This window comes from Bacillus sp. F56 (assembly GCF_001748205.1).
Taxonomy (GTDB): Bacteria; Bacillota; Bacilli; order Bacillales; family Bacillaceae; genus Bacillus; species Bacillus stercoris.
This window is the reverse complement of sequence record NZ_BDFC01000004.1, coordinates 324,477-345,652: the sequence shown is the minus strand read 5'-3', so window position 1 is coordinate 345,652 and position 21,176 is coordinate 324,477. Positions and strand designations below refer to the sequence as shown.

Below are 21,176 nucleotides of genomic sequence, written 5' to 3'. Positions count from 1 at the left end.
TGTAAAACACTCCTTCTCTATTGTGCGGTGTATCCTCCGTCTGCGGTGATGGCGCTTCCGGTCATATAGCTTGATAAATCCGAGGCTAAAAACAGCATCACATTTGCGATTTCTTCAGGTTTCCCCAGCCTCAGCAGCGGATTTACCTTTGCCTTTTCTTTTTTGATCTCTTCAAGTGTGCCTTCATTATTTTCAAGGAATGATTTTTCATTCAGCGGTGTGTCGATAATCCCCGGGCATACGCAGTTCACGCGAATTTGATGCTTCGCATAATCAACGGCCATTGATTTAGTCAGCTGCAAAACGCCGCCTTTGCTGGCATTATAGGCAGGAATATCAGGCCATGCCACGAGTCCGCCGACTGAGCATGTATTAATGATGTTGCCCTTGCCGGCAGCCAGCATATGCTTGAGTGCGTGTTTGCTCATTAAAAACGTGCCGGTCAAATTGACTTGCAGCACCTTGTTCCAATCGCTGAGCTCCATCTCGTGAATGGGCGCCACGATTTCGATGCCTGCATTATTAATCAATACATCCAGCCCGCCAAATGTATCGACCGCCGATTCAACAGCGTGCTGACAGGCAGCTTCGTCTGTAATGTCCGTTTGCACAAAGTGCAGCCTGTCATTATTTTCTTTCCGGACCATTGCTTCTCCCTGCTTCTCGTCAATATCCGCCACAACCACATTGGCCTGCTGGTTCAAAAAAGCCTGAACCGCCGCATAACCAATCCCTGATGCGCCTCCTGTTATGAGGACGGTTTTATCGGTGAGGTTCATGATTATTCATCCGCCTTCATTTTTTTTGCCTTAGCCCTGTTATAGCGCGGCGGGAAGAAGATGTTAATCGATTTTGATTCTTTTTCTGAACGGTTGATGGCACCATGATCTTCGCGAGGCTCACAGAAATAAGCTGTGCCGAATTCCATCCCGACTGTGCAGCCTTCGACCGTCATGTCATAGCCGCCGCCGATGCAGATGCCGATTTGTTCATTGCGATGTTTATGGAAAGGCATTTCTCCGCCGTTTCCAGGGATTTTGGCAAGCATAATCTCTACCCAATCCTCAACAAAGAACGTGACTTCCATGCCCGGCAGCAGGTCTCTTGTTTTGAAAATATCCAAAAAATAGTCCTCAGGACTTGTATACGTTTCATCGGCTTTCAGCCGCTTGATATCAATAGCAATCACTTCTTGGTCTGTGTCGTTTCTTGCCCCGTGAGGCACATGCGGCGGCGCGATATAGGCAGATTCCAAGGCTGTCATTTTTCTTGTCACATCTCCGACAGTCATCATCAGCTCGCCGGAAACGACCATGCCGATTTGGACCTCCTTATGCTGATGGGGTTCAACATTGGTATGCGGCGGGACGTAAGACATTAATACTTCAGTATCTCCTCGTACGGTTGAATACTGCCTCACTCCGTTTTCCCATTCAATTAATTTCGGAGTCGGGAAATAAAGCTCCTGCATATCTTCTTTAGTTTTCATCATCAATGTCTCCTTTTCCAAATAATGACCAGCTCATTGGAATGCTTTTGAATGTTTTTACAAAGGTTAGCCCGTACTTTTGCCTTGCAAGCTCATTGGTTAAGGCAATATCATACAAGCCTTCTTTTACTTTTCTTGCAGCTTGGCTGGTCGAATTGACCAGTTTGAAACGTACATCTTTGCGGGTAAAATATTTGATTAAATTAATAGGTGATGGATGTGAAACAACAACAGATATATCAAGCATATCGTCTCTGAATTCAAAGTCAGGACGAACAGCCAGGCCATACATCGGTGTATCGCACCTGAAGATCTGCAATAGCTGCAAATCCGGCCTCATGTAGAAATGCTTAATGCCGTCGTAAGCGTGTGGGACGATGGTATATTCCAGCGGGCTTTGGAGTGTCCTTTCAATGCATGATTCAAAAGTATCATGCAAGGACAATTTACTGTTCAGCCCTTGTAGAAGAGTAAAGTTGGAAATGAAATGCTTTGCTGCGTACTCACTGCTTGTCCCCTCAGGGCCGAGCGTGTTGACTGTAATGAGTTTGGATAGTGAATCAGTTCTTTTTTTTGTCTGAATGCTATTATCCAATATAATCATGAGCACCAACCAATCTTTTAAAATTTTAAGTAAATTTTATCCAGCGGAAATTGAACTGTCAATGTTTTTTGAAAATATTGATAATTATTCCCATACAAACAAAAAAACCCTTTAAAAAGGGTTTTTAATTATAGGAATTTAGAAACTTTGTTTATTGAGATAAGGACTGATCGGCCTTCTGCTCATGCTTGCCGTATTTTTTATATGCGAATACACTGAGTACAAATCCGAGCACTGTGATGGCGGCGCAAATCCATCCGACGGCTGCATAGCCGTATGCCACATAGACAGGTCCCATCAAAGCAGATCCTAATGTCACGGCCAGATTCGAGGCGAGACTGTAAAACACCATGATTTTTCCGCGATGACGCTCTGAGCAATCACTCAAAATGGTGCTGAGCAACGTCACCGTCAAGCTTTGCATTAATCCCCATATAAATAGGCTGACAATTAACAGAAACATTGACGCCGGTGCATATGGTAAACATGCCAGCAGAACGCTGATGACCCCCAGCGCAATCAAGAGGGAGCGCATTTTTCCGATGCGGTCGGCCACCTTTCCTGTAATGACACTCATGGAAAACCCGATTCCGTAAATCATGATAAATAAGCCCGCAGCTGTGTTTCCTCCGGTAAAAACGTCCTGAAGATAGGTACCTAAAAAGGAATACATACCGTAAAATCCAATCATATTACAAAAGGTTATCGTGATATAAACAGGTACACGCGGAACTTTCAGCGCATCCCGGAATGTTCCTGCCGGCTCTTCTTTTTCTTCCTCGCCGCTTGTTTGATGCTGGGCATGACGGCGCATTTCAAGGAGAATCAGCAGGACGACGAAAACGCCCATCAAGGCGAAAATCCAAAATGTCCATCTCCAATGCAGGACGCCGCCGATAAATGATCCGAGCGGCACTCCAAAAATCAGCGCCAGCGACCAGCTTGAAACGATCAGCCCCATCACCTTACCCCGGTATGTATAAGGGACACGATCACCGACAACGGCGTAAGCGGTCGGCACAAAAGCTCCCGCAGCCAATCCCGAAAGCGCCCGGCCTAAAAAGAAGAAAAAGATATTTTGACTCAAAGCGCATATCACTGTTCCTATGATAAAGATCATAAGCCCGGCCAATAAACTCAGTTCTCTGGAGTATTTATCTCCTAATGGAACCAAAAGCGGCGCACCGATAAAAATCATAATGCCGTAAATACTGATAGATAATGCAAGGACACTGACATCTGAGCTGAAGGCTTTTGCTAAATCCGGCAGCAGCGGTGAGATCACAAGCTCTTCTGATCCGGCCGCAAATACCCCCATCGTTAAAGCCAGTGCTAACAATAGTGGAAAATGATGTTTTGTTTTGATGTCATTGTTTTGATTGCTGTTCATTCTTTCTCAACCACCTCTTCCATAATCTTCTTATCATAAAGTTGTATTATAGTTTAGCATTGTTTTTTCATCATTTACAATTCGAACGAAACCTTTACATTTTTAATTATTTTCATTTATATCCCAATATAGATTTCCTCGTTTCATTTTGAAAATCAACTGATTTTAACATACCAAAAAGCTCTCCGGTCTCCCGGAGAGCTTTTCCTATTGCGCCTCTGCCTGTTCTTTTTCTGCCGGTTCATGTTTGATACGCTTTTTGATGCTCAGATGATAGTACGTATAGCAGAAAATAATGATCGGCACGCCGCAGTACAAGCCGATCCTTTGATCCGGAATGAAAATAAGGCTGATCAACACGCATCCGTATAAACAAAATCCGAGAATCGGGACTAGCGGATAAAGCGGCGTTCTGAACTCCAGATCATTCACATTTCCGCCTTCAGCGAGGAAACGTCTGCGAAAGAAAAATTGCGACGCACAAATGGACATCCACGCAACAACTGTCACCATGCCCGAAATTGAGATACACCATAAATACACTGTTTCTGCGGCCATGACACTTGTCAGCAGCGAGCAGCCGGAAATGCCGAGCGTAATTAGCAGGGCATTCATCGGCACGCCTTTTTTTGTCAGTCTGGTGAGAAAGGAGGGGCCCATTTGATTTGATGAAAGTGACCACATCATGCGCGACGCCGCATACAAACCCGAATTGGCAACAGATAAAATCGCCGTTAAGATGACAAAGTTCATGATATCTGCCGAAAATGGGATGCCGATTTGATCGAGCACCGCTACAAACGGGCTTTCAATGACGCCCGCCGTTTTGTACGGAAGAATGGCAACCAAGACGAACATTGCCAGTACAAAGAAAAACAGCGTGCGCCAAATGACATTCCGAATGGACTTTGGCAGTGTTTTTTCCGGACTTTCACTTTCCCCTGCCGCAATGCCGACAAGCTCCGTGCCCTGAAAGGAGAAATTCACCATGACCAGCGTAAACATAACGGCCAGCACCCCATTAGGGAAAAGTCCCCTGTCAGTCATAAAGTTAGACAAAAAGGGTGTTTCGTGTCCGCCTTTAAAGTCAATCAAGCCAAACACAGCGGCTCCGCCAATCACGATAAATAAGATGATCGCCGCCACTTTGATGCTTGAAAACCAAAATTCCATTTCTGCAAAGCTTCTGACAGACAGCGCATTAATCAAAAAGATGACAATCCCAAACACGAGACACCATATCCAAATCGGAACGGAGGGCAGCCACCTTTGCATCAAAATGCCTGCTGACGTCAGCTCCAAACCTACTGTATTCGCCCAGCTGAACCAATACAGCCAGCCGATCATAAAACCTGTTGACGGTCCCAGAAATTTAGTGGCGTAGGCCTGAAACGATCCGGCCACCGGCATGGCAACAGCCAATTCTCCTAAACAAAGCATGATGAGATACATTAAAAATCCGCCGATGATATACGCGGCAATGGCGCCGAGCGGTCCCGCCTGGCTAATGGTAAAGCCGGAGCCCAGAAACAGCCCTGTGCCAATCACCCCTCCTAAAGCAATCATAAACAAATGCCTGCTTTTCATGCTGCGCTGCAATTCATTTTTATGATTCTGCATCATCCTTCCTCCTTTGATTCTTTTGCCGTGATGGTCATCCGGTAGCTTTGCAAAAGATGGACGGTGGTTTGTTGTATGAGGAAAGGCAATACATGAAATGTGTATGGTTTATAGACTCGTTCCGTCCATTTATGGCCGTCTTTTCCATACACGCCCATATTAATGGATGGAATATTCAGCTTGCGTATGTCTTTAAACGGAATGGTTCCAATCATATTCCACCCAGGGAAGTTTCTGATAAAAGAATCAATTTCGTCATCGGTTTCATGCAGCGATAAGAAACTGCCGTCTGCCAAGTAGGGGAAAAACTTTTTGAAGACAAATGTTTCGCCTGTCGATGCAGCGGTTTTGTCAGCCGCTTCTTTAATCACATGCTGCAAAAGCTGATCTCTTGTGCTATCTTCTTTCAAATAGTTATGCGGCAGGTAAGGAGGTGCGTAAAATAGAATGACTTTTGCGCCTTGATCGGGGTCAAGCTTTTGAAGCTCTTCGATTGCCTGAAAGCATCTCATACGAAGTTCTAGGTGCTCGTTGGCTTTGAATGTCTGCTCGATACACTGTTCGGGGTCTATTCCCCGGTTTCTCAGCTTTTCTAAGTATTGCTCCAGACTATACACTTGGATGCCCCATGATAAATGTTTCTTTGGCAGGTTGGCTCTTTTTACATATTCTTCATAATAGTCTGATAATTTTTGTTCTGTTTCCCGGCATGCTTCCTCAGTGACTTCAATAAGCAAATCCATCATTTCCTTTGCTGTTCTTTCATAAATAAAACAATTGAAATACAAGCTTGTGCTGACAGCCGTTTGCACATTATAGGATTCCTTGTTATCACGCTGATACAAACAGGATGGGGGCAGAACCAACTCTCCTTCAACCTTTTCTGCCAGATGAATGTTATTGTGGAGACGGCTTGTGATTTCAGCTGAAATGAAATTCGGGTCAATCCCTGCCAGTGTATCGCCAACATGGACTTCACGGCCGTAAATGTAAAAGCAAGGCAGTAGTTTTCCCGCGGCTCCAGTATAGATATATCTTGTCTGATCACCATCGTAAAGCGGGGTAATAAAATCTGTATTAATGGCAGCCAGATAGTGAAGCTGTTTTTCTTTTTTTAGCCGGTTCAGCTCTGAAATGCTGGCGAGCACGCCCGAATGCTGGCTCTCCTCATCGGGATTTGCCATAAACAATACATTTCCCGGCAATGTTTCAAGGTTCTCCGAAAAATGCAGGAGATTGGCTAAATGTACGGCGATGCCGCTCTGCATATCGACAGATCCTCTTCCGAACATCCAATCGCCTGATTTGGCATCCCGCTGAACATCCTGATCGAACTCATAGCGGCTGAAATACTCCGCCAATTTCTCACAATCAAAAGCGATATCCTTTAAAGGGCCGAAATCTTCAATTCCGACTGTATCCAGATGGGCATGGTAAATGACTGTATTTCGGCTTTCTCCACATCCTTCAATAAACGCAAAAATATTTTTGCGATTGTATGGGTCATTGGGAATGGCCTGTTCCCACACATGACTGGGGTGTTCCTGAAAATAAGGATAGCTCGTGATCACTTCTTTGATAAAATCCGCTTTTGTCCCTTCTCCAACGGTGCCGTTCACACTGCTGAGGCTGACCAGAGATGCTGTCAGCGCCTCCACTCTTTCAGCCGGATTCATGTGACTGATTTTTGTATACTGCATAAATTGTCCTCCTGATCAAAAAGTTGAAATCGTGCGATCCGCTCAAGAATCGCACGATTTGATTTCTCTCAAATCAAAAAGCTTCGGACGTTGTTTTGGCTTGCATATGAAGAATTAAGTAATCGGGACCGCCTGCTTTTGAGTCTGTTCCGGACATATTAAAACCGCCGAACGGCTGATAGCCGACAATTGCTCCGGTGCAGCCTCTGTTGAAGTATAGGTTTCCGACATGGAAATCCTCGCGTGCCCGTTCAATGTGCGCACGGTTTTTCGTCAGAAGCGCGCCTGTTAATCCGTATTCCGTGTTATTGGCAATCTCCAGCATATGATCGAAATCACGCGCTTTGCAAATCGCAACAACCGGGCCGAAAATTTCTTCCTGCATTAAGCGCGCGTTTTCATCAACATCTGCAAAGATCGTCGGCTGAATAAAGTAGCCTTTTGAATCATCGCCTTCTCCGCCGGCCAATAGCTTGCCCTCAGATTTGCCGATTTCAATGTATTTCATCACTTTGTTGTAGGATGCTTCATGAATCACGGGTCCCATATACGTATCAGGATCTTCTGGATTGCCGACAGTCAGCGTTTTGGTCAGCGCCACAGCTTTTTCCACCACTTCATCATAGACATCCTGATGGATAACTGCGCGGGAGCCCGCAGAACACTTCTGTCCTGAATATCCAAATGCTGAGTACACGATAGAGGATGCAGCAAGGTCAAGATCAGCGTCCTTGTCGACAAGCACTGTGTCTTTTCCGCCCATCTCAGCAATTACCCGTTTGAGCCATTTTTGGCCCGGCTGCACTTTGGCGGCTCGCTCATAAATCCGGCAGCCGACTGCACGGGAACCTGTAAATGAGACAAATCGTGTCTTCGGATGCTCAACTAAGAAATCACCGATCTCCGCTCCATCTCCCGGAATGTAATTCAGAACACCGTTTGGCAGGCCCGCTTCCTCCATGATCTCGACAAATTTTGCTGCCACTACCGGTGCTGCGTCAGCCGGTTTTAAGAGAATCGTATTTCCTGTCACAATCGCTGCCGCCGCTGTTCCCGCCATAATTGCAAGCGGGAAGTTAAATGGTGAAATGACGATGCCGACGCCAAGCGCTTCGTAATGATATTGATTGAACTCGCCAGCACGGCTCTTCACCGGAGCCCCTTCCTTAAGGTTTAACATTTGGCGCGCGTAGAACTCTAAAAAGTCTATCGCTTCAGCCGTGTCCGCATCCGCTTCCTTCCACGGTTTTCCCGCTTCCTTCACAAGATAGCTTGAAAATTCATGCTTTCTTCTGCGCAAAATAGCCGCTGCCTTAAAGAGAATATTCGCGCGGTGCTCCGGTCTTTGTTTTTTCCAGGATTCAAATGCCTGCAATGCGGCTTGCATCGCTTTTTCAGCAAGCTCTTGATCAGCTGTAGACGCGTACCCAATCACCTCTTCTTTGTTAGCCGGGTTAATAGAAATGATTTTGCGGTCCGTTTCAATTTTTTCTCCATTGATAACAAGCGGATAATGCTTGCCAAGCTGAGTGTTTACAAAGGCCAATGACTCCCCAAATGCTGTTTTATTCATTGCTTCCGTAAAATCTATAAATGGTTCGTGCGCGTATGTGACTGTCATATGTAGTCCCCCTCGTGTTATGAAATATATCTTCGCATATGAATAAAAATGCAAGAATCATGCCATTTTCTTGTCTTTTGCTGAAAAAACTTGTTGAATCGAACAGAAATTTGTCTAACAGGTGATCACCTTTCTCTTTTTCCGAGCTTGAAAGCAAATTATTTTTGCGGTTTTTGCCCTTCCCACAAAGAAAAACGCAAAATTATTTTGCATTGGCTTCAAATCCGAAAATTACACCCATCCGCGGAATCGCGATGCTTCTGCCGATTTTCTGATGCCCGTCATGTAAGCCGCCAAGCGCATATCCACTTTATGCGTTGCCGCTGTCTGATAAATCGTTTCGAACGAGCTGACCATGACGCTTCTCAATTTTTCTGCAACCTCTTCTTCCGACCAATAATATCCTTGGTTATTCTGCACCCATTCAAAATAAGAAACCGTGACGCCGCCGGCACTCGCCAGGATATCCGGCACAAGCAGCACGCCTCTTTCATTCAGGATCTTAGTGGCGTCAATGGTTGTCGGTCCATTCGCTGCTTCGACGACGATTGACGCCTGAATGTTATGTGCGTTTTTGGCTGTGATTTGATTGGAGATCGCGGCAGGCACTAAAATATCGCATTCCTTTTCAAGCAGTTCCTCATTTGTGATGACGTCAGTAAATAAGTTGGTGACCATGCCGAAGCTGTCCCGTTTATCGAGCAAATAAGGGATATCAAGGCCGTCCGGGTTGTAGAGCCCGCCATGGGCATCAGAAATCCCGATCACCTTCGCGCCCGCATCGTGCATGAATTTGGCTAGGAAGCTACCCGCGTTTCCAAAGCCCTGTATGATGATGCGTGCGTTTTGCAGCTTGATCCCTTTTTTCTTCACCGCCTCTTCAATACAAATCGTGACGCCCTGTGCCGTCGCCGTTTCCCGTCCTTGCGATCCGCCTAAAACGAGCGGCTTGCCTGTAATAAATCCCGGAGAATCGAATTCCCGCAGCCGGCTGTACTCATCCATCATCCACGCCATAATCTGCGAATTGGTGTATACATCTGGAGCTGGAATATCCTTTGTCGGACCGACGATCTGGCTGATAGCACGGACATACCCCCTGCTCAGCCTTTCCAGTTCTCCAAATGACATTGTCCGCGGATCACAAATGATACCGCCCTTCCCGCCGCCGTAGGGAAGATTGGCAATCCCGCATTTGAGCGTCATCCAAATGGATAATGCCTTTACTTCCTCTTCATTGACTTCTGGATGGAAGCGAACGCCCCCCTTTGTCGGACCGACAGCATCATTGTGCTGTGACCGGTAGCCTGTGAACACTTTGACGCTCCCATTGTCCATTTTGACCGGAATGCGGACAGTGAGCATTCTCTGCGGCTCTTTCATGAGTTCATACATATCGCCCGGATAACCCAGCTTCCGAATGGCTTCCTTAATGATCGTTTGGGTAGACAGAAATAAGTTAAGAGCTTCTTTTTCTTCATCTTTTGAGACTTGCTTTGCTGACATCTTTTTCACCTCATTGTTTTTTTGGCCGGCTGCAATGTAAGCGCTTTAAAAAATCAGCCCGCCAATTCCTTTCTTCATTGGATTCACCATATAATCATGCAAGATCCGTACCAGCTTTTGAATCCACAAAAAAAAGAGACTGAAAACATCTCAGTCTCTGACTACAAATCTATCGATTAACGGGGATCAATCACCAGTTGCGTTTCAGCATAAAAACTGCCGATTCCCAAACCGTTTACTACATCGCCTTTAATCGTGTAAGTGCCTGCGCGAGGAAGAGTTTTGCGCACCATGACGAGGTCAAATTCGGATGCGCCTAACAAATCAAGCGTAAGCGGGAGTCTGACTGTTTTTCCATCGTTTAAAATCTGTGTTTCTTTCAGTGTTCTTCCATTTACTGAATCTCTTGTCGTAGCATGAAACCCGTCAGGAAATTGAAATACTACCGCTCCGAGAGAAAGCACCGCATTTGGTTTATATGTCACTTCAATATCAGAAGTGGTCCACTCTTTTGTGCTGTTGATCGTTTTTGCCTCGATTGATGCAGACTGTGCATGAGCTTGGCCTGAAGGAAGCAAGATTGATAGTAAGACAGCTGAACTGATCAATAATGAAGATACGAATGAAGTTCTTTTTAACATGGCATTTCCTCCTCAAATCACTGTTGAAATTGGCCAGAGCGTCCTCTGCAGAAAAAGCGTTTTTTTTGCAATTCGCGAATTAACAGTTCTTTTTCTTAAAAATTAATCTATCATCATTTTCCATGGAAGTAAATGCTTTTTCAGGAATATTAAAACTTGGAATCACTTGTGAATTACTTCCTGTTTATACAAGGTTCAAATGGAGGATTTCTCACTCTTTTTCTAGTAACTTATACCTTCTGATTTCTATCTTTTATCCTATTTTAAAAAAGGACAAAAAAAGTCGAAGATGCCTCTGCTCTTCGATTGATCACGTTCCTATTTTTATCTGAATTCAGTGTTCCAGTTAAAACCGATCGTCTCATCATTCCAAGGAATTCTTTTTTCATCAGGCTGATCCGGATTATACGACATGGTGGTAAAGTAGATAATTGTCAGCGGCGTTTCTCCCAGCACTCTGTATCCGTGGGCCACCCCTTTTGGGATTAATAACAGCATCGGGTTGTCTTCGCCCATATAATAGACGTCCGTTTCTCCTTTTGTCTTTGAGTCGTCTCGAAGATCGTAGAGGACAACCTGAGCGTGACCGGTTGGGAAGAACCAGAGATCATCCTGCTTCTCATGATAATGAAATGCCTTAATCACACCCGGATAGCTTTTCGACCAAGAGGCCTGCCCGAAATGCTCAAGAAGATTCTCATCATCCCGGACCAGCTCAGCAAAAAAGCCTCTGTCATCGCTATGCTTCGTCAATTTTTTCACCTTGACTCCATCAATCATGCGCACTGCTCCTTTCCTGCAAATACTCCCGTAACGCTTCCCGCCAGTGGCGGGGGCGGATGCCGGCTTCTTCAATAGCCCGATGGCTCAGCACAGAGTATGCCGGGCGGGGCGTTTGGTTCCCATATTCCTCTGTCGTTACAGGCAAAATGACTGTTTCCAGCCCGCTTTCTTCCATAATTGCCTCCGCAAACTCATACCAGCTGCATATGCCTGAATTGCTGACATGATAGATGCCCGGCGGATGGCTGAACAGCTTGATGACCGCTTCTGCTAAATCCTTCGTATAAGTCGGCGAACCTATTTGATCGCTGACAACCCGCAGCTCTTGTTTCGTTTCAGCAAGCTTCAGCATGGTATGAACGAAATTGCTGCCGCCATGTCCGTACACCCATGATGTTCTGATGATCGTGCTGTCTTTTGTTGCCAAACGAATCAGTTCTTCTCCGAGCTTTTTGCTTTTGCCATAGATGGTGTTTGGATCAAGGGGATCGTTTTCCTTGTAAGGCTGGTTTCCTTTCCCATCGAATACATAGTCTGTGCTGATATGAACATATTGAGCGCCGATGCGGGTTGCCTCTAGCGCAGTATAATAAGCGCCGATTCCGTTGATCAAGTACGCTTTATCAAGCTCTTTCTCACATTGATCAACCGACGTAAACGCGGCGGTATTGACCACAATATCCGGCTGATAATGGCCAAACGAATGCCGTACTGAGCGCTGGTCAGCAATGTTCATCATCTTCTTTGTTAACGCAATGACCTCGTATCCGGCTTGCTTCAGCTGGCGGCACAGTTCCAGCCCAAGCTGTCCTCCCGCCCCAGTCACCAATACCTTTTTCAATCAGATCACCTTCTCATCGGTCATTGTCTGTATACCACTGAATCGTACGCGCAATGCCTTCTTCAAATGGCACTTCCTGCCGCCAGCCCAGTTCGTTTTTCAGTTTTGATGCATTGATTGCATAGCGCCGGTCATGCCCTTTTCGGTCTTCCACGTGGGCGAACAATTCCTCACAGCCCAGGTGCTTCATGATGATGCTCGCAAGCTCTTTATTCGTGCGTTCATTTCCGCCACCGATGTTATACACCTCGCCTACGGTTCCTTTTTCTAAAATCAGCTTGATGGCGCGGCAATGATCCTCCGCAAACAGCCAATCTCTAATCTGAAGTCCATCTCCATACAGCGGAACCGGCAGGCCTTGCTTCGCATGACGGATAATCGTCGGAATCATTTTTTCGCTGTGCTGATAAGGGCCGTAATTGTTGCTGCATCGTGTAATGATCGCCGGAAGCTTGTGGGTTTTCACATAAGACAATACGAGCAAATCAGAGCTTGCTTTGCTGGCTGAGTAAGGATTATTAGGAGAAAGCGGCGTCGTTTCTGTAAATGCTGGATCATCCGCTTCTAAATCTCCGTACACCTCATCCGTTGAAATATGAATCAGCTTCTTAGCTTTGCCTTGCAAGACCGCTTCCGCCAATCGGTAAGTCCCCATGACATTTGTGGTGATAAACGGCTCTGCTTGGGAAATGCTTCTGTCCACATGCGATTCTGCAGCGAAGTGAATAACCCCGTCATAGGTCTCGTCAAACGCGCGGTCGATATCCTCCTGAACGCTGATGTCCCCTTTTATAAAGCGAAAGCGGCTGTTTTGCTTTAATGTTTCCATTTCTTCCGGGTGGCTGGCGTACGTCAGTTTATCTAAAACGGTAATGCGCGCATCCGTTTCCCTCAGCATGAGCTTTGTAAACGTGAGCCCGATGAAGCCGGCCCCGCCAGTAATTAAATATGATTTTGCCATCACTTTTCGTCCTGTCCTTTCTGTAAAGCCTTGTGTACAAGCTGGGAAGCGAGATAAAGCGATTCGTGAGTTCCGGCATCTACCCACCAGCCTGATAACACATCATACGTAAGCTGGCTGTTTTCGATGTATAGATTATTCACATCGGTGATTTCCAGCTCGCCTCGCTTTGATGGTGATATTTGTTCAATATACGAAAATACCTCCGCATCATACATATAAATGCCGGTAACGCAAAGGTTGGTCGGCGGCTGTTTGGGCTTCTCGATGATGGAACGAATCCGTGTATTTTTTTCATCAATCTCAGCGATTCCGAAGCGTTCCGGGTCATCAACTTCTTTCAGCAGCACCTTTGCCCCTTTCCCCTGCTGTTCAAAGCGTTCTGTATAAGGCTTTAATGAATCTTCAAATATATTATCACCTAATAATAAAATGAAAGGCTCTTTTTTCGTAAAGCGCTTTGCATAAGACAGCCCATCCGAAATGCCCGATGCTGCAGGCTGTACCTGATAAGTGATTGTAACGCCAAGCTCTTCCCCGTTTCCAAGCAGTTTATAAAATTGCGGCATATGCTCTTTTTGGCTGATGAGTAAAATGTCTGTTATTCCGGCTTCCTCCAGCTTCATAATCGACCAGTATATCATCGGATACGGGCCTACAGGAAGCAAATGCTTGTTGACGGCTTTCGTTAAGGGCATAAGGCGTGAGCCGTTTCCTCCGGCTAAAATAACACCTTTCACATTAACACTTCCTTACATGCATTTTTATACCTTTTGTTCATGTAATTCTTGAAGAATAGCTGTTACCCGCTTGATGCCTTTTCCATCCACGAACAGCCTTCCTCCTTTGTGCAAAGAAAGGCGAAGAGGATAGCTGCTCACAATGCGCGACATCTGATAAATGAGTGTTTCACCCGGTACAAGCTCACCCAAGCCAAGATCAAGAGCGGCACCTTGCTCGGCAAATGTTTTGGCTGTTGTCGTTTGATGTTCAACCTGAGAGAGAACAAGGCACGGCACGCCGATGCAAATGGCTTCATACAGTGAGATGCCGCCGGCGACAATTGCTGCGTCCGCTTGTTTCATCAAACCCGCCATATCATTTGTCTGTTCGATCACCTTGTACTGCGGCTTCTTTTCGATCTGCCTTCGGACTGCCTCTTGATGCGGTGAAGCGCCCCCCATCACCAACATCATGTTTTTGTCTTTTATAGCGGGGACTTGATCAGCGGCAGCCAGCACTTTAAAAATAAGCTGCTTCGGATCACTTCCTCCTAATGCAACAAGGATAGTGCGGCAGTCTTTCTTAAGTGTGTAATTCTCTCTTGCGGCCTGAAAGGCGGGGTGAAGAATAAGATAGTCCGGGCCTTCATAGATGCGTGTGTTTCCCTGAACGTACACCCTGCCTCTGATGTCACCGTAAATGCCGTTAATGACCGCGTCACTAAATTGAATCGATTTACCATTTTTCTCTTCAAAGAGAACAATTTTCGCATCTGTTTCCGTCTTTATTTTCTTTAACAGCTCTGCAGGCGCACCTAGAATATCAAATAAAAGCAAATCAAGCTTCTTGCTTTTTATTTCCCGGAGAATAAATTCGTGCTGCTGCAGCTCCGGTTTTACGATGACACGCCAATGCTCTTCATGAAGAAACGCTTCAGACTCCTGATTCGTGTAAAACGTAATCAAGCAGCTCTGTTTGAGTTCTTCCGCAAGTCTCTTCATCCGGACAACATGGCCCATTCCCTTTTCATAGCCCCCGTCTGCAACGATCCCAACACGCATGGCTAGTCAGCCTCTCGTTTGATCGCCGCATCAGAGTTTCGGTTCAGAATGCTGATGAGCTCAGAGGCTGATACATTGGGGCGCTCGCCTGCTTTTTGATAGAGGGCCTTTATCGATTCATAGTCTTCCTTTGTATCAATGGTCAGCCGATATCGAGGGGCGCGAAACCGTTCCGGTGCTTCTAAAAACTGGACGTGATAAAGAGCTGGATGATTTCTCACATATAACGTGACATGCTCCTGATATTGATCCTCCAAAGCCTGAATACGGCTGATGTCAATTAACAGGTTGGCGTTGACCACTTCGCCGCAAATCCCTAATGGGGCATTCAGGAGATACGTATAATCCGCGCCTTGATCAAAATGCGCCTTAATCATTACATCGAGCAGCTCTGGATCAACAAACGGATGATCACCCGTTAACCGGATGATAACTGACGGTTTGACAGCCTCTATGACCTTGACAAACCTATCGAGAACACGTTCTTCGCTCCCGCGGAAAACGCGATAGCCATGTTTGGTGCAATGCGCCTCTAATATGTCGTCGGTTTCTTTGTCAGACGTGGCAATGACAAGATTATCCCGATCCTTTTGGTAAAACGCGCTTTTCCGGACGCGATGAACGAGAATATCAAGTAAACGATCCGATCCAATCGGCCGAAGCACTTTTCCCGGCAGCCTTGTTGAACCCATTCTCGCTTGAATGATAAAGAGAATGTCATTCATGAAACGGGCTGTCCTTCATTAAAATGTCATCCCAGGCAATGCCTGTGTCGGCCGGGATGTCTCTTACAGCCCGAACACCGCCGGTCAGCAGTTCAAAAAATCTCGGGTGCAGTCCCTGCGGCTTTTGTCCGGGCCGAAGCACTGCGATATTGTCTTCACTAAAGACCTCACCTTTTTGAATCGGAGCTGTTGTAAAAATGCCTCTGTATGCAAAATTTCTGATTTCTCCTTCGATGGCGGTTGTTGTTTTGTATGAACTGCCAAGCAGTTTTTCAGAGATCGGCTTTTTGATCCCCTGTTTCAGCTCAGCCTCCGTTTTCCTGATGCCATCGACCATTTCTTTCAATTCATCCGGATTTAATGCAAACGAGTGGTCGGCACCCGGCAGATTTTTATCGATCGTAAAATGCTTTTCTATCAATCTTGCTCCAAGCCGAACCGCGGCACATGGCGCTTCTGTCGGATGCTCGCTATGATCCGAGAAGCCGATCACCGCCTCAGGAAAAGCGGCGGCAAGCATCGGAATGACGCTAAGGTTGCTGTACTCCGGCGGTGCGGGGTATTTCGCCACACAATGCATTATGGCAATTTGATTGTTTCCCTCTGCCCTGATGGTGCTCCAAGCTTCGTGAACATCAGAGATTTCAGCTCCGGCTGTCGAGAAAATCATCGGCCTGTTCAGCCTGGCAACATATTTGAGCAGCGGGAGATGGTTAATTTCATAGGATGCGATTTTAAAAGCGCTCGGCGAGGTGGACTGAAGCAGATCAGCTGACCCTTCGTCACATACCGTGCTTAAAAAGATTACCTGCTTTTCGCGGCAGTAATCCAATAACGGTGAAATCCACTCAGCGGGCATTTCCATAGATTGAACCAAAGAAAAAATAGAGACGTCCTTGCCCGCTGCCGTTTTGTACAAACCAGGATCTTTCTGATACATCCTATCAGCCTGGAACATTTGAAATTTCACGGCATCCGCTCCCGCTTCCGCCGCGGCATCTATCAGCGAAAAAGCCTGATCAAGCTTCCCGTCATGATTAATCCCCGCCTCGGCGATAATAAATACAGGAGCGTCATGGCCTACAGTTTTATTTGCAATCTGAAACTTTGCCATTATTTCGCCTCCTTGCCCGGCCAAATATGATAATAGTAATACGATTGTTCAGCGGTGAAGCCCATTCGTTCATAAAGGCGGATCGCCCTTACATTGTGAAGCTGCGTCCCCGCTGTTACCGTTCTATGCTTCTGGATCTCCGGTTGTTCTATGAGATTCGCCAATAAATGAAAGGCAATGCGTTTTCCTTCAAATCCCGGCTTTACAGCCATCAAATCGAGAATGCACTCATCATCCCTTGATAAGCCCTGAAGATAACCGATGACCTCGCCATTGTGTTTAGCGACAATATTAACCGCCGCCCTTCCATTCAGATTGTTTCGTGTCCACTCCTGAAAAATGTTGTTTGCTGCATCGCGGCTGAGATGAGGGTCCTGAAAATATCTGCTTTTTGCAAACGAGTCTCGGGCCAGCTCACATATCGCTTCTGTGTCTCCGGGCTCAGGCGGACCCAGTTCAAAAAATGGCGGGGTTTTGTCATAAAAAGACGGAGGCATCGCCAGCTTCAGCAAACTGCCGACAAAGTAAGAGGACGGCTGTTGCTGTATCACATGCGCGGCTCCGATATCTTCAGCCGGAACACGGACAAAGATAAAATCCGTTTCATCCATTTGGCGTACAGAATAAAAAGCTTCAAACAGCCTCTTCAGCTGCCCGGTGCTGTTCGCCGCAAGAAGTTTGACATTCATGACTTTCTTCTGAAGCACCTTGCTTTCCCACAAAGAATCTTCGTAAAGCAATACGCCTTGGAGCCTGCTGTTTTCAAAAAGGCCGAGGGAAAATTGATACGGAACATCCAATGTAAGCTGTCTGCTTTGGAGAAATTCCTCAATCGCCTCTTTGGAGACATGTTCTTTTACCGTATACACTTAACCAGCCCCTTTTACGATATCCCGCACAGCTTCAATGACATCACGTACATCATCGTCAGACATTGACGGATAAAGCGGGAGGGAAAGGGTTCGTTTATAGTAATTCATGGCATTCGGGAAGTCCGATTCCTTAAATCCAAATTGTTTTTGATAATACGGATGAATGTGTACTGGAATAAAATGAACGCTCGTGCCGATATTGTATTCATCCTTTAGAGCCGTAATCATTTCGCTTCGCGTAACCCCAGCCTTTTTTTCATCAACTTGCAGAACATATAAATGCCAGGCGTGTCTGCCGTCATCATGAACAAACGGTGTGATCAGCCCCGGAATCTGCTGAAAAGCGGTTTGATAGCGACCGGCAATCTCTTCTCTCCGTTTCTGCATATCATCCAGCCGTTTCAGCTGATGAAGTCCAAGAGCCGCCTGCAAATCAAACATATTCATCTTATAGCCGGGCGATTCGACTTCATAGTACCAGCTGCCATTTGAAGAATAACGGTTCCATGCGGCTTTACTCATGCCGTGAAGGCTTAGCACCCGAATCTTATCGGCAAGCTCCTCATCATCTGTCGTGAGCATGCCGCCTTCCCCTGTCGCCAGGTTTTTGGTGGCGTAAAAGCTGAATGCCGTCGCATCCCCGATAGAACCGATCATTCTGTGCTTATAAGTCGTATATACCGCATGCGCCGCATCCTCCAGCACGAATAAACCATGTTTTTGGGCAATTGCCAAAATCGCATCCATATCGCAGGACTGCCCGCCAAAGTGGACAGGTACAACTGCTTTCGTTCGCGGTGTGACGGCTGCCTCAAGCTTTACCGGGTCAATATTGAGCGTATTTTCGTCAATGTCCGCAAACACAGGCGTCGCTCCTGTATGAATAATCGTATTGGCGGTCGAGCTGAACGTAAGCGGAGAGGTAATGACCTCGTCCCCAGGACCGATTCCTTTTGCTTTCAAAGCCAAAAATAAAGCTGCGGTACATGAATTCACCGCCACGGCGTGTTTCGCCCCGACAAATGCGGCAAACTCTTTTTCAAACTGCTGAACCTTCGGGCCTTTGGAGAGCCATCCCGATTCAAGCGTTTCAGTAACCTCCTGAATTTCTTCCTTACCGATTAACGGCAATGAGTAAGGGAGAAAATGATTTCTCTTTTGCACCATTTCTTTGCGCTCCTATCATTTTATTCAGTATCTTCCCGCCTATAATCAACCCCTGTTTTGGCTTTCAGTTCCATAAATAAAGCGTTTGTTGATTCTGCCACCGGATAATTAGCCGCTATAAATGCCAGACGCGCCTCTTCCGCTTTTTGATGCACGTCGGGGCTTCGAAGAACCTCAACCAAGGTGCGCGCCAGTTCATCCGGCTGGTCAAACATAAAATCGCCAAGAGATTCATAGTACGGATACGAGCGATTTCCGGATGATTTTCCGATCAGCACAGGCTTTTGAAACAGCATGGCTTCAAGACCGACTGTTGAGTTTTGCGTCACTGCGGCATCAGCATACGGCAGCAAATCATAAAGATCCAGCTCCTTTTTGATGACTCTGCATGCTTGATGTTTTTTCGCCGCAGCGTGATACAGATCAAGCTTGTTTTTTCCGATTTCCCACGGGTGGGGTTTGATGATGATTTGCAGCTGCTTCTGATCAGAAAGCCCTTCCAGCACACCGGAATAAAAATCTTCTGAAAAGGGCTGAGTGGCAATGAGCACAATTTTTTTAGACGGGTGAAAAGCAAGTTTCCGATAGAATATGGACATATCCATTGGTGTTCTGTTAAAAATCTGATCGAAGCGGGGATGTCCCGTTACTAGAATCTGCTCGGGTTTACAGCCTTTTCGTAAGAACCACTCTGCTTCATACGCACCGAAAACTGCTTGATAGGTTGTAAAAACAGGAATGAAGGCTTCATCGCCCATCAACGCGCCATGCTGAAGACAAATGCTGACGGCCCCTTTCCTTTGACACATGAGAGCAAGCACCCTGCTGTAAATATCTTCTGCCGTGCCGACAATAACTGCTGAAATTTTTTCCTGTTCAAACAGCGCATCAACTGTATCAATGGCCTCTATAAATAAAGGAATGTCTTTGAAAAGCCGGTCACGAAACGCTTGATCACCAAATGCCGGATGGTCATCATAAGGGGCGAGAATCGAACAGGCTGTTTCGAGATAAGGCTTCGAATCGCCTTTTTGGCATGATTCCGCAATCTCCCGCTTGCTAATCACAGGCAGATCACAATAATGCGGCAAACTCCATCTGGCCAGAACAGCCGTTTTTTCAGGATCAAATTGATAGTAATTTTCGTTTGAAAAACGCAGGTAATCAAAGTGCAAAATGACTTTCCCTTTAACAGGTTCGTCATTTGTTTTAACGATGTTTTGGATTCTTTCTTCAAAAAACGGCTGAATCTGCCCCTCATCAATATGCTGGTCCACCGGTCCGAATAACTCCGGTTCTTCTTCCATCATCACCCTCAGCTCAGGGCTGATGTATTGATAAAAATTACTGATAAGCCCAAGCGGAATCCCTTTGTAGCGAAGTTTGTCAAAAAGCTCGACATACTTCCGGTACAGCACCCAATAATTGCTTAAATAGGCCGACAAGCTCTCACCCCATTCCAAGCTTTTTTAATGATTCACGCAGCTCTCGGCAATTTCGCTGCGGAGGCAGGTTCCTGACAAATTCATTTTTTTCTGATTCAAACAGCTGAAAGTGAATCGATTGGTCGGTAATATAATTCAGGTCCAGCTCCTCATCCAGCGGGTAAAACGGATAAAAATGATTGACTCTCCAAAAGAACCGGGCATCTCCTATACGGTAAAACGCCGGGCTTTCATCCCAATAGGAGCCAAACTTCTCCTTCACCTTCTCAAGCACCGAATATCTGTGCATCACCGAGCAATGATCGATGGCGCACGGCGCGTTCCATGTCACTTGAGCGGCAGGCCTGACCGTTTCTTTTACAATGTTGCGATGCTCGTTTAAATGATAGGTTTTGGAGGCTGAGTAAATCACAGCCTTTTCAGGATGGGCATCGAGCTCTTGCACCATTTTCAGGAGCCGGTCCGGCATATAGATGTTGTCATCCGTCGCATAGGTGATATATTCACCTTCCGCCATCTCAATTGCCTGATTGATCAGTGCCGCGTACCTTGTTTTTTCTGTTCTTTCCTTTACTCCAGATACATCGCTTTGATAAAAACGCACTCGGTTATCATTCAAAAAAGGACGGATTACATTCAGCGTCTCTTCATTGGAGTTGTCATCCATAATAAACAATTCAAAATCTGAAAACGTTTGTGAGAGTATGCTAGAAATGGACTTTGCCACATAATCGCTTTTGTTATAGCTCGTCATAATGACTGATACTTTCGGCAAATCCTACACCTCCTTCTTGGAACTTCACACCTGAAACTATCGTTATCTTATGTTGCTTACACTCAAGTTGCGCTAGGGATACAAACCAATATGCGAAAAGTTTGTGTATGTCTATGAAAAACCGCGGCTGCCCAGAGT

At 46.1% G+C, this 21,176-nt stretch carries 20 protein-coding genes; all 20 read right to left on the bottom strand.

The annotated features are described in order from the left end of the window. Positions 1–17: 17 nt before the first annotated feature. Positions 18–779 carry a dihydroanticapsin 7-dehydrogenase gene (bacC, locus tag BFW96_RS01890; RefSeq protein ID WP_069838483.1) on the bottom strand — a complete coding sequence of 254 codons (762 nt, stop codon included), beginning with the start codon at positions 777–779 and terminating at the stop codon, positions 18–20. A gap of 2 nt (positions 780–781) precedes the next feature. Continuing rightward, positions 782–1,489, bottom strand: a complete 708-nt coding sequence (bacB, locus tag BFW96_RS01885) for a 3-((4R)-4-hydroxycyclohexa-1,5-dien-1-yl)-2-oxopropanoate isomerase (protein ID WP_014665800.1) — start codon at positions 1,487–1,489, stop codon at positions 782–784. After that, on the bottom strand, positions 1,479–2,093 hold the full coding sequence (gene bacA, locus BFW96_RS01880; RefSeq protein ID WP_069838482.1) for a prephenate decarboxylase: 615 nt from the start codon (positions 2,091–2,093) through the stop codon (positions 1,479–1,481). The genes bacB and bacA overlap by 11 nt, the downstream gene beginning before the upstream one ends. Positions 2,094–2,244: 151 nt before the next feature. Beyond that, positions 2,245–3,483 carry an MFS transporter gene (locus tag BFW96_RS01875; protein WP_014665803.1) on the bottom strand — a complete coding sequence of 413 codons (1,239 nt, stop codon included), beginning with the start codon at positions 3,481–3,483 and terminating at the stop codon, positions 2,245–2,247. A 207-nt stretch (positions 3,484–3,690) separates the two neighbouring features. Beyond that, positions 3,691–5,103, bottom strand: a complete 1,413-nt coding sequence (locus BFW96_RS01870; protein WP_069838481.1) for an amino acid permease — start codon at positions 5,101–5,103, stop codon at positions 3,691–3,693. After that, entirely contained in the window at positions 5,103–6,803 is a 1,701-nt protein-coding gene (locus tag BFW96_RS01865; protein ID WP_040081498.1) for a M20 family metallopeptidase, read from the bottom strand. The genes BFW96_RS01870 and BFW96_RS01865 overlap by 1 nt, the downstream gene beginning before the upstream one ends. Before the next feature lie 73 nt (positions 6,804–6,876). Further along, a complete protein-coding gene (gene pruA, locus BFW96_RS01860; protein ID WP_069838480.1) occupies positions 6,877–8,424 on the bottom strand; it encodes an L-glutamate gamma-semialdehyde dehydrogenase in 1,548 nt (515 codons plus the stop codon). Between the two features lie 231 nt (positions 8,425–8,655). Further along, on the bottom strand, positions 8,656–9,930 hold the full coding sequence (rocG, locus tag BFW96_RS01855; RefSeq protein WP_014665807.1) for a glutamate dehydrogenase: 1,275 nt from the start codon (positions 9,928–9,930) through the stop codon (positions 8,656–8,658). Between the two features lie 176 nt (positions 9,931–10,106). Beyond that, positions 10,107–10,571: a biofilm surface layer hydrophobin BslB gene (gene bslB, locus BFW96_RS01850; protein WP_040081494.1), complete on the bottom strand. Its 465-nt coding sequence runs from the start codon at positions 10,569–10,571 to the stop codon at positions 10,107–10,109. Between the two features lie 324 nt (positions 10,572–10,895). Next, a complete protein-coding gene (locus BFW96_RS01845; protein ID WP_014665810.1) occupies positions 10,896–11,351 on the bottom strand; it encodes a dTDP-4-dehydrorhamnose 3,5-epimerase family protein in 456 nt (151 codons plus the stop codon). Next, entirely contained in the window at positions 11,344–12,195 is an 852-nt protein-coding gene (gene rfbD / locus BFW96_RS01840; RefSeq protein WP_069838479.1) for a dTDP-4-dehydrorhamnose reductase, read from the bottom strand. The genes BFW96_RS01845 and rfbD overlap by 8 nt, the downstream gene beginning before the upstream one ends. Before the next feature lie 13 nt (positions 12,196–12,208). After that, positions 12,209–13,156 carry a dTDP-glucose 4,6-dehydratase gene (gene rfbB, locus BFW96_RS01835; protein WP_040081490.1) on the bottom strand — a complete coding sequence of 316 codons (948 nt, stop codon included), beginning with the start codon at positions 13,154–13,156 and terminating at the stop codon, positions 12,209–12,211. Then, positions 13,156–13,896, bottom strand: a complete 741-nt coding sequence (locus BFW96_RS01830) for a sugar phosphate nucleotidyltransferase (protein WP_069838478.1) — start codon at positions 13,894–13,896, stop codon at positions 13,156–13,158. The genes rfbB and BFW96_RS01830 overlap by 1 nt, the downstream gene beginning before the upstream one ends. Positions 13,897–13,920: 24 nt before the next feature. Beyond that, positions 13,921–14,940: a PseG/SpsG family protein gene (locus tag BFW96_RS01825; protein ID WP_069838477.1), complete on the bottom strand. Its 1,020-nt coding sequence runs from the start codon at positions 14,938–14,940 to the stop codon at positions 13,921–13,923. A gap of 2 nt (positions 14,941–14,942) precedes the next feature. Beyond that, a complete protein-coding gene (locus BFW96_RS01820) occupies positions 14,943–15,665 on the bottom strand; it encodes a glycosyltransferase family protein (protein ID WP_069838476.1) in 723 nt (240 codons plus the stop codon). Next, positions 15,658–16,779 carry an N-acetylneuraminate synthase family protein gene (locus BFW96_RS01815; protein WP_069838475.1) on the bottom strand — a complete coding sequence of 374 codons (1,122 nt, stop codon included), beginning with the start codon at positions 16,777–16,779 and terminating at the stop codon, positions 15,658–15,660. The genes BFW96_RS01820 and BFW96_RS01815 overlap by 8 nt, the downstream gene beginning before the upstream one ends. Continuing rightward, positions 16,779–17,648, bottom strand: coding sequence for a GNAT family N-acetyltransferase (locus tag BFW96_RS01810; RefSeq protein WP_069838474.1), 870 nt, complete (start codon positions 17,646–17,648; stop codon positions 16,779–16,781). Before BFW96_RS01810 ends, BFW96_RS01815 begins: the two co-directional genes overlap by 1 nt. Beyond that, positions 17,649–18,818: a DegT/DnrJ/EryC1/StrS family aminotransferase gene (locus BFW96_RS01805; protein WP_069150538.1), complete on the bottom strand. Its 1,170-nt coding sequence runs from the start codon at positions 18,816–18,818 to the stop codon at positions 17,649–17,651. Between the two features lie 20 nt (positions 18,819–18,838). After that, positions 18,839–20,263: a CDP-glycerol glycerophosphotransferase family protein gene (locus BFW96_RS01800; RefSeq protein ID WP_069838473.1), complete on the bottom strand. Its 1,425-nt coding sequence runs from the start codon at positions 20,261–20,263 to the stop codon at positions 18,839–18,841. A 4-nt stretch (positions 20,264–20,267) separates the two neighbouring features. After that, positions 20,268–21,038 (bottom strand): spore coat dTDP-glycosyltransferase SpsA, encoded by a 771-nt coding sequence (spsA, locus tag BFW96_RS01795; RefSeq protein WP_069838472.1) that lies wholly within the window; start codon positions 21,036–21,038, stop codon positions 20,268–20,270. Between the last annotated feature and the right edge of the window lie 138 nt (positions 21,039–21,176).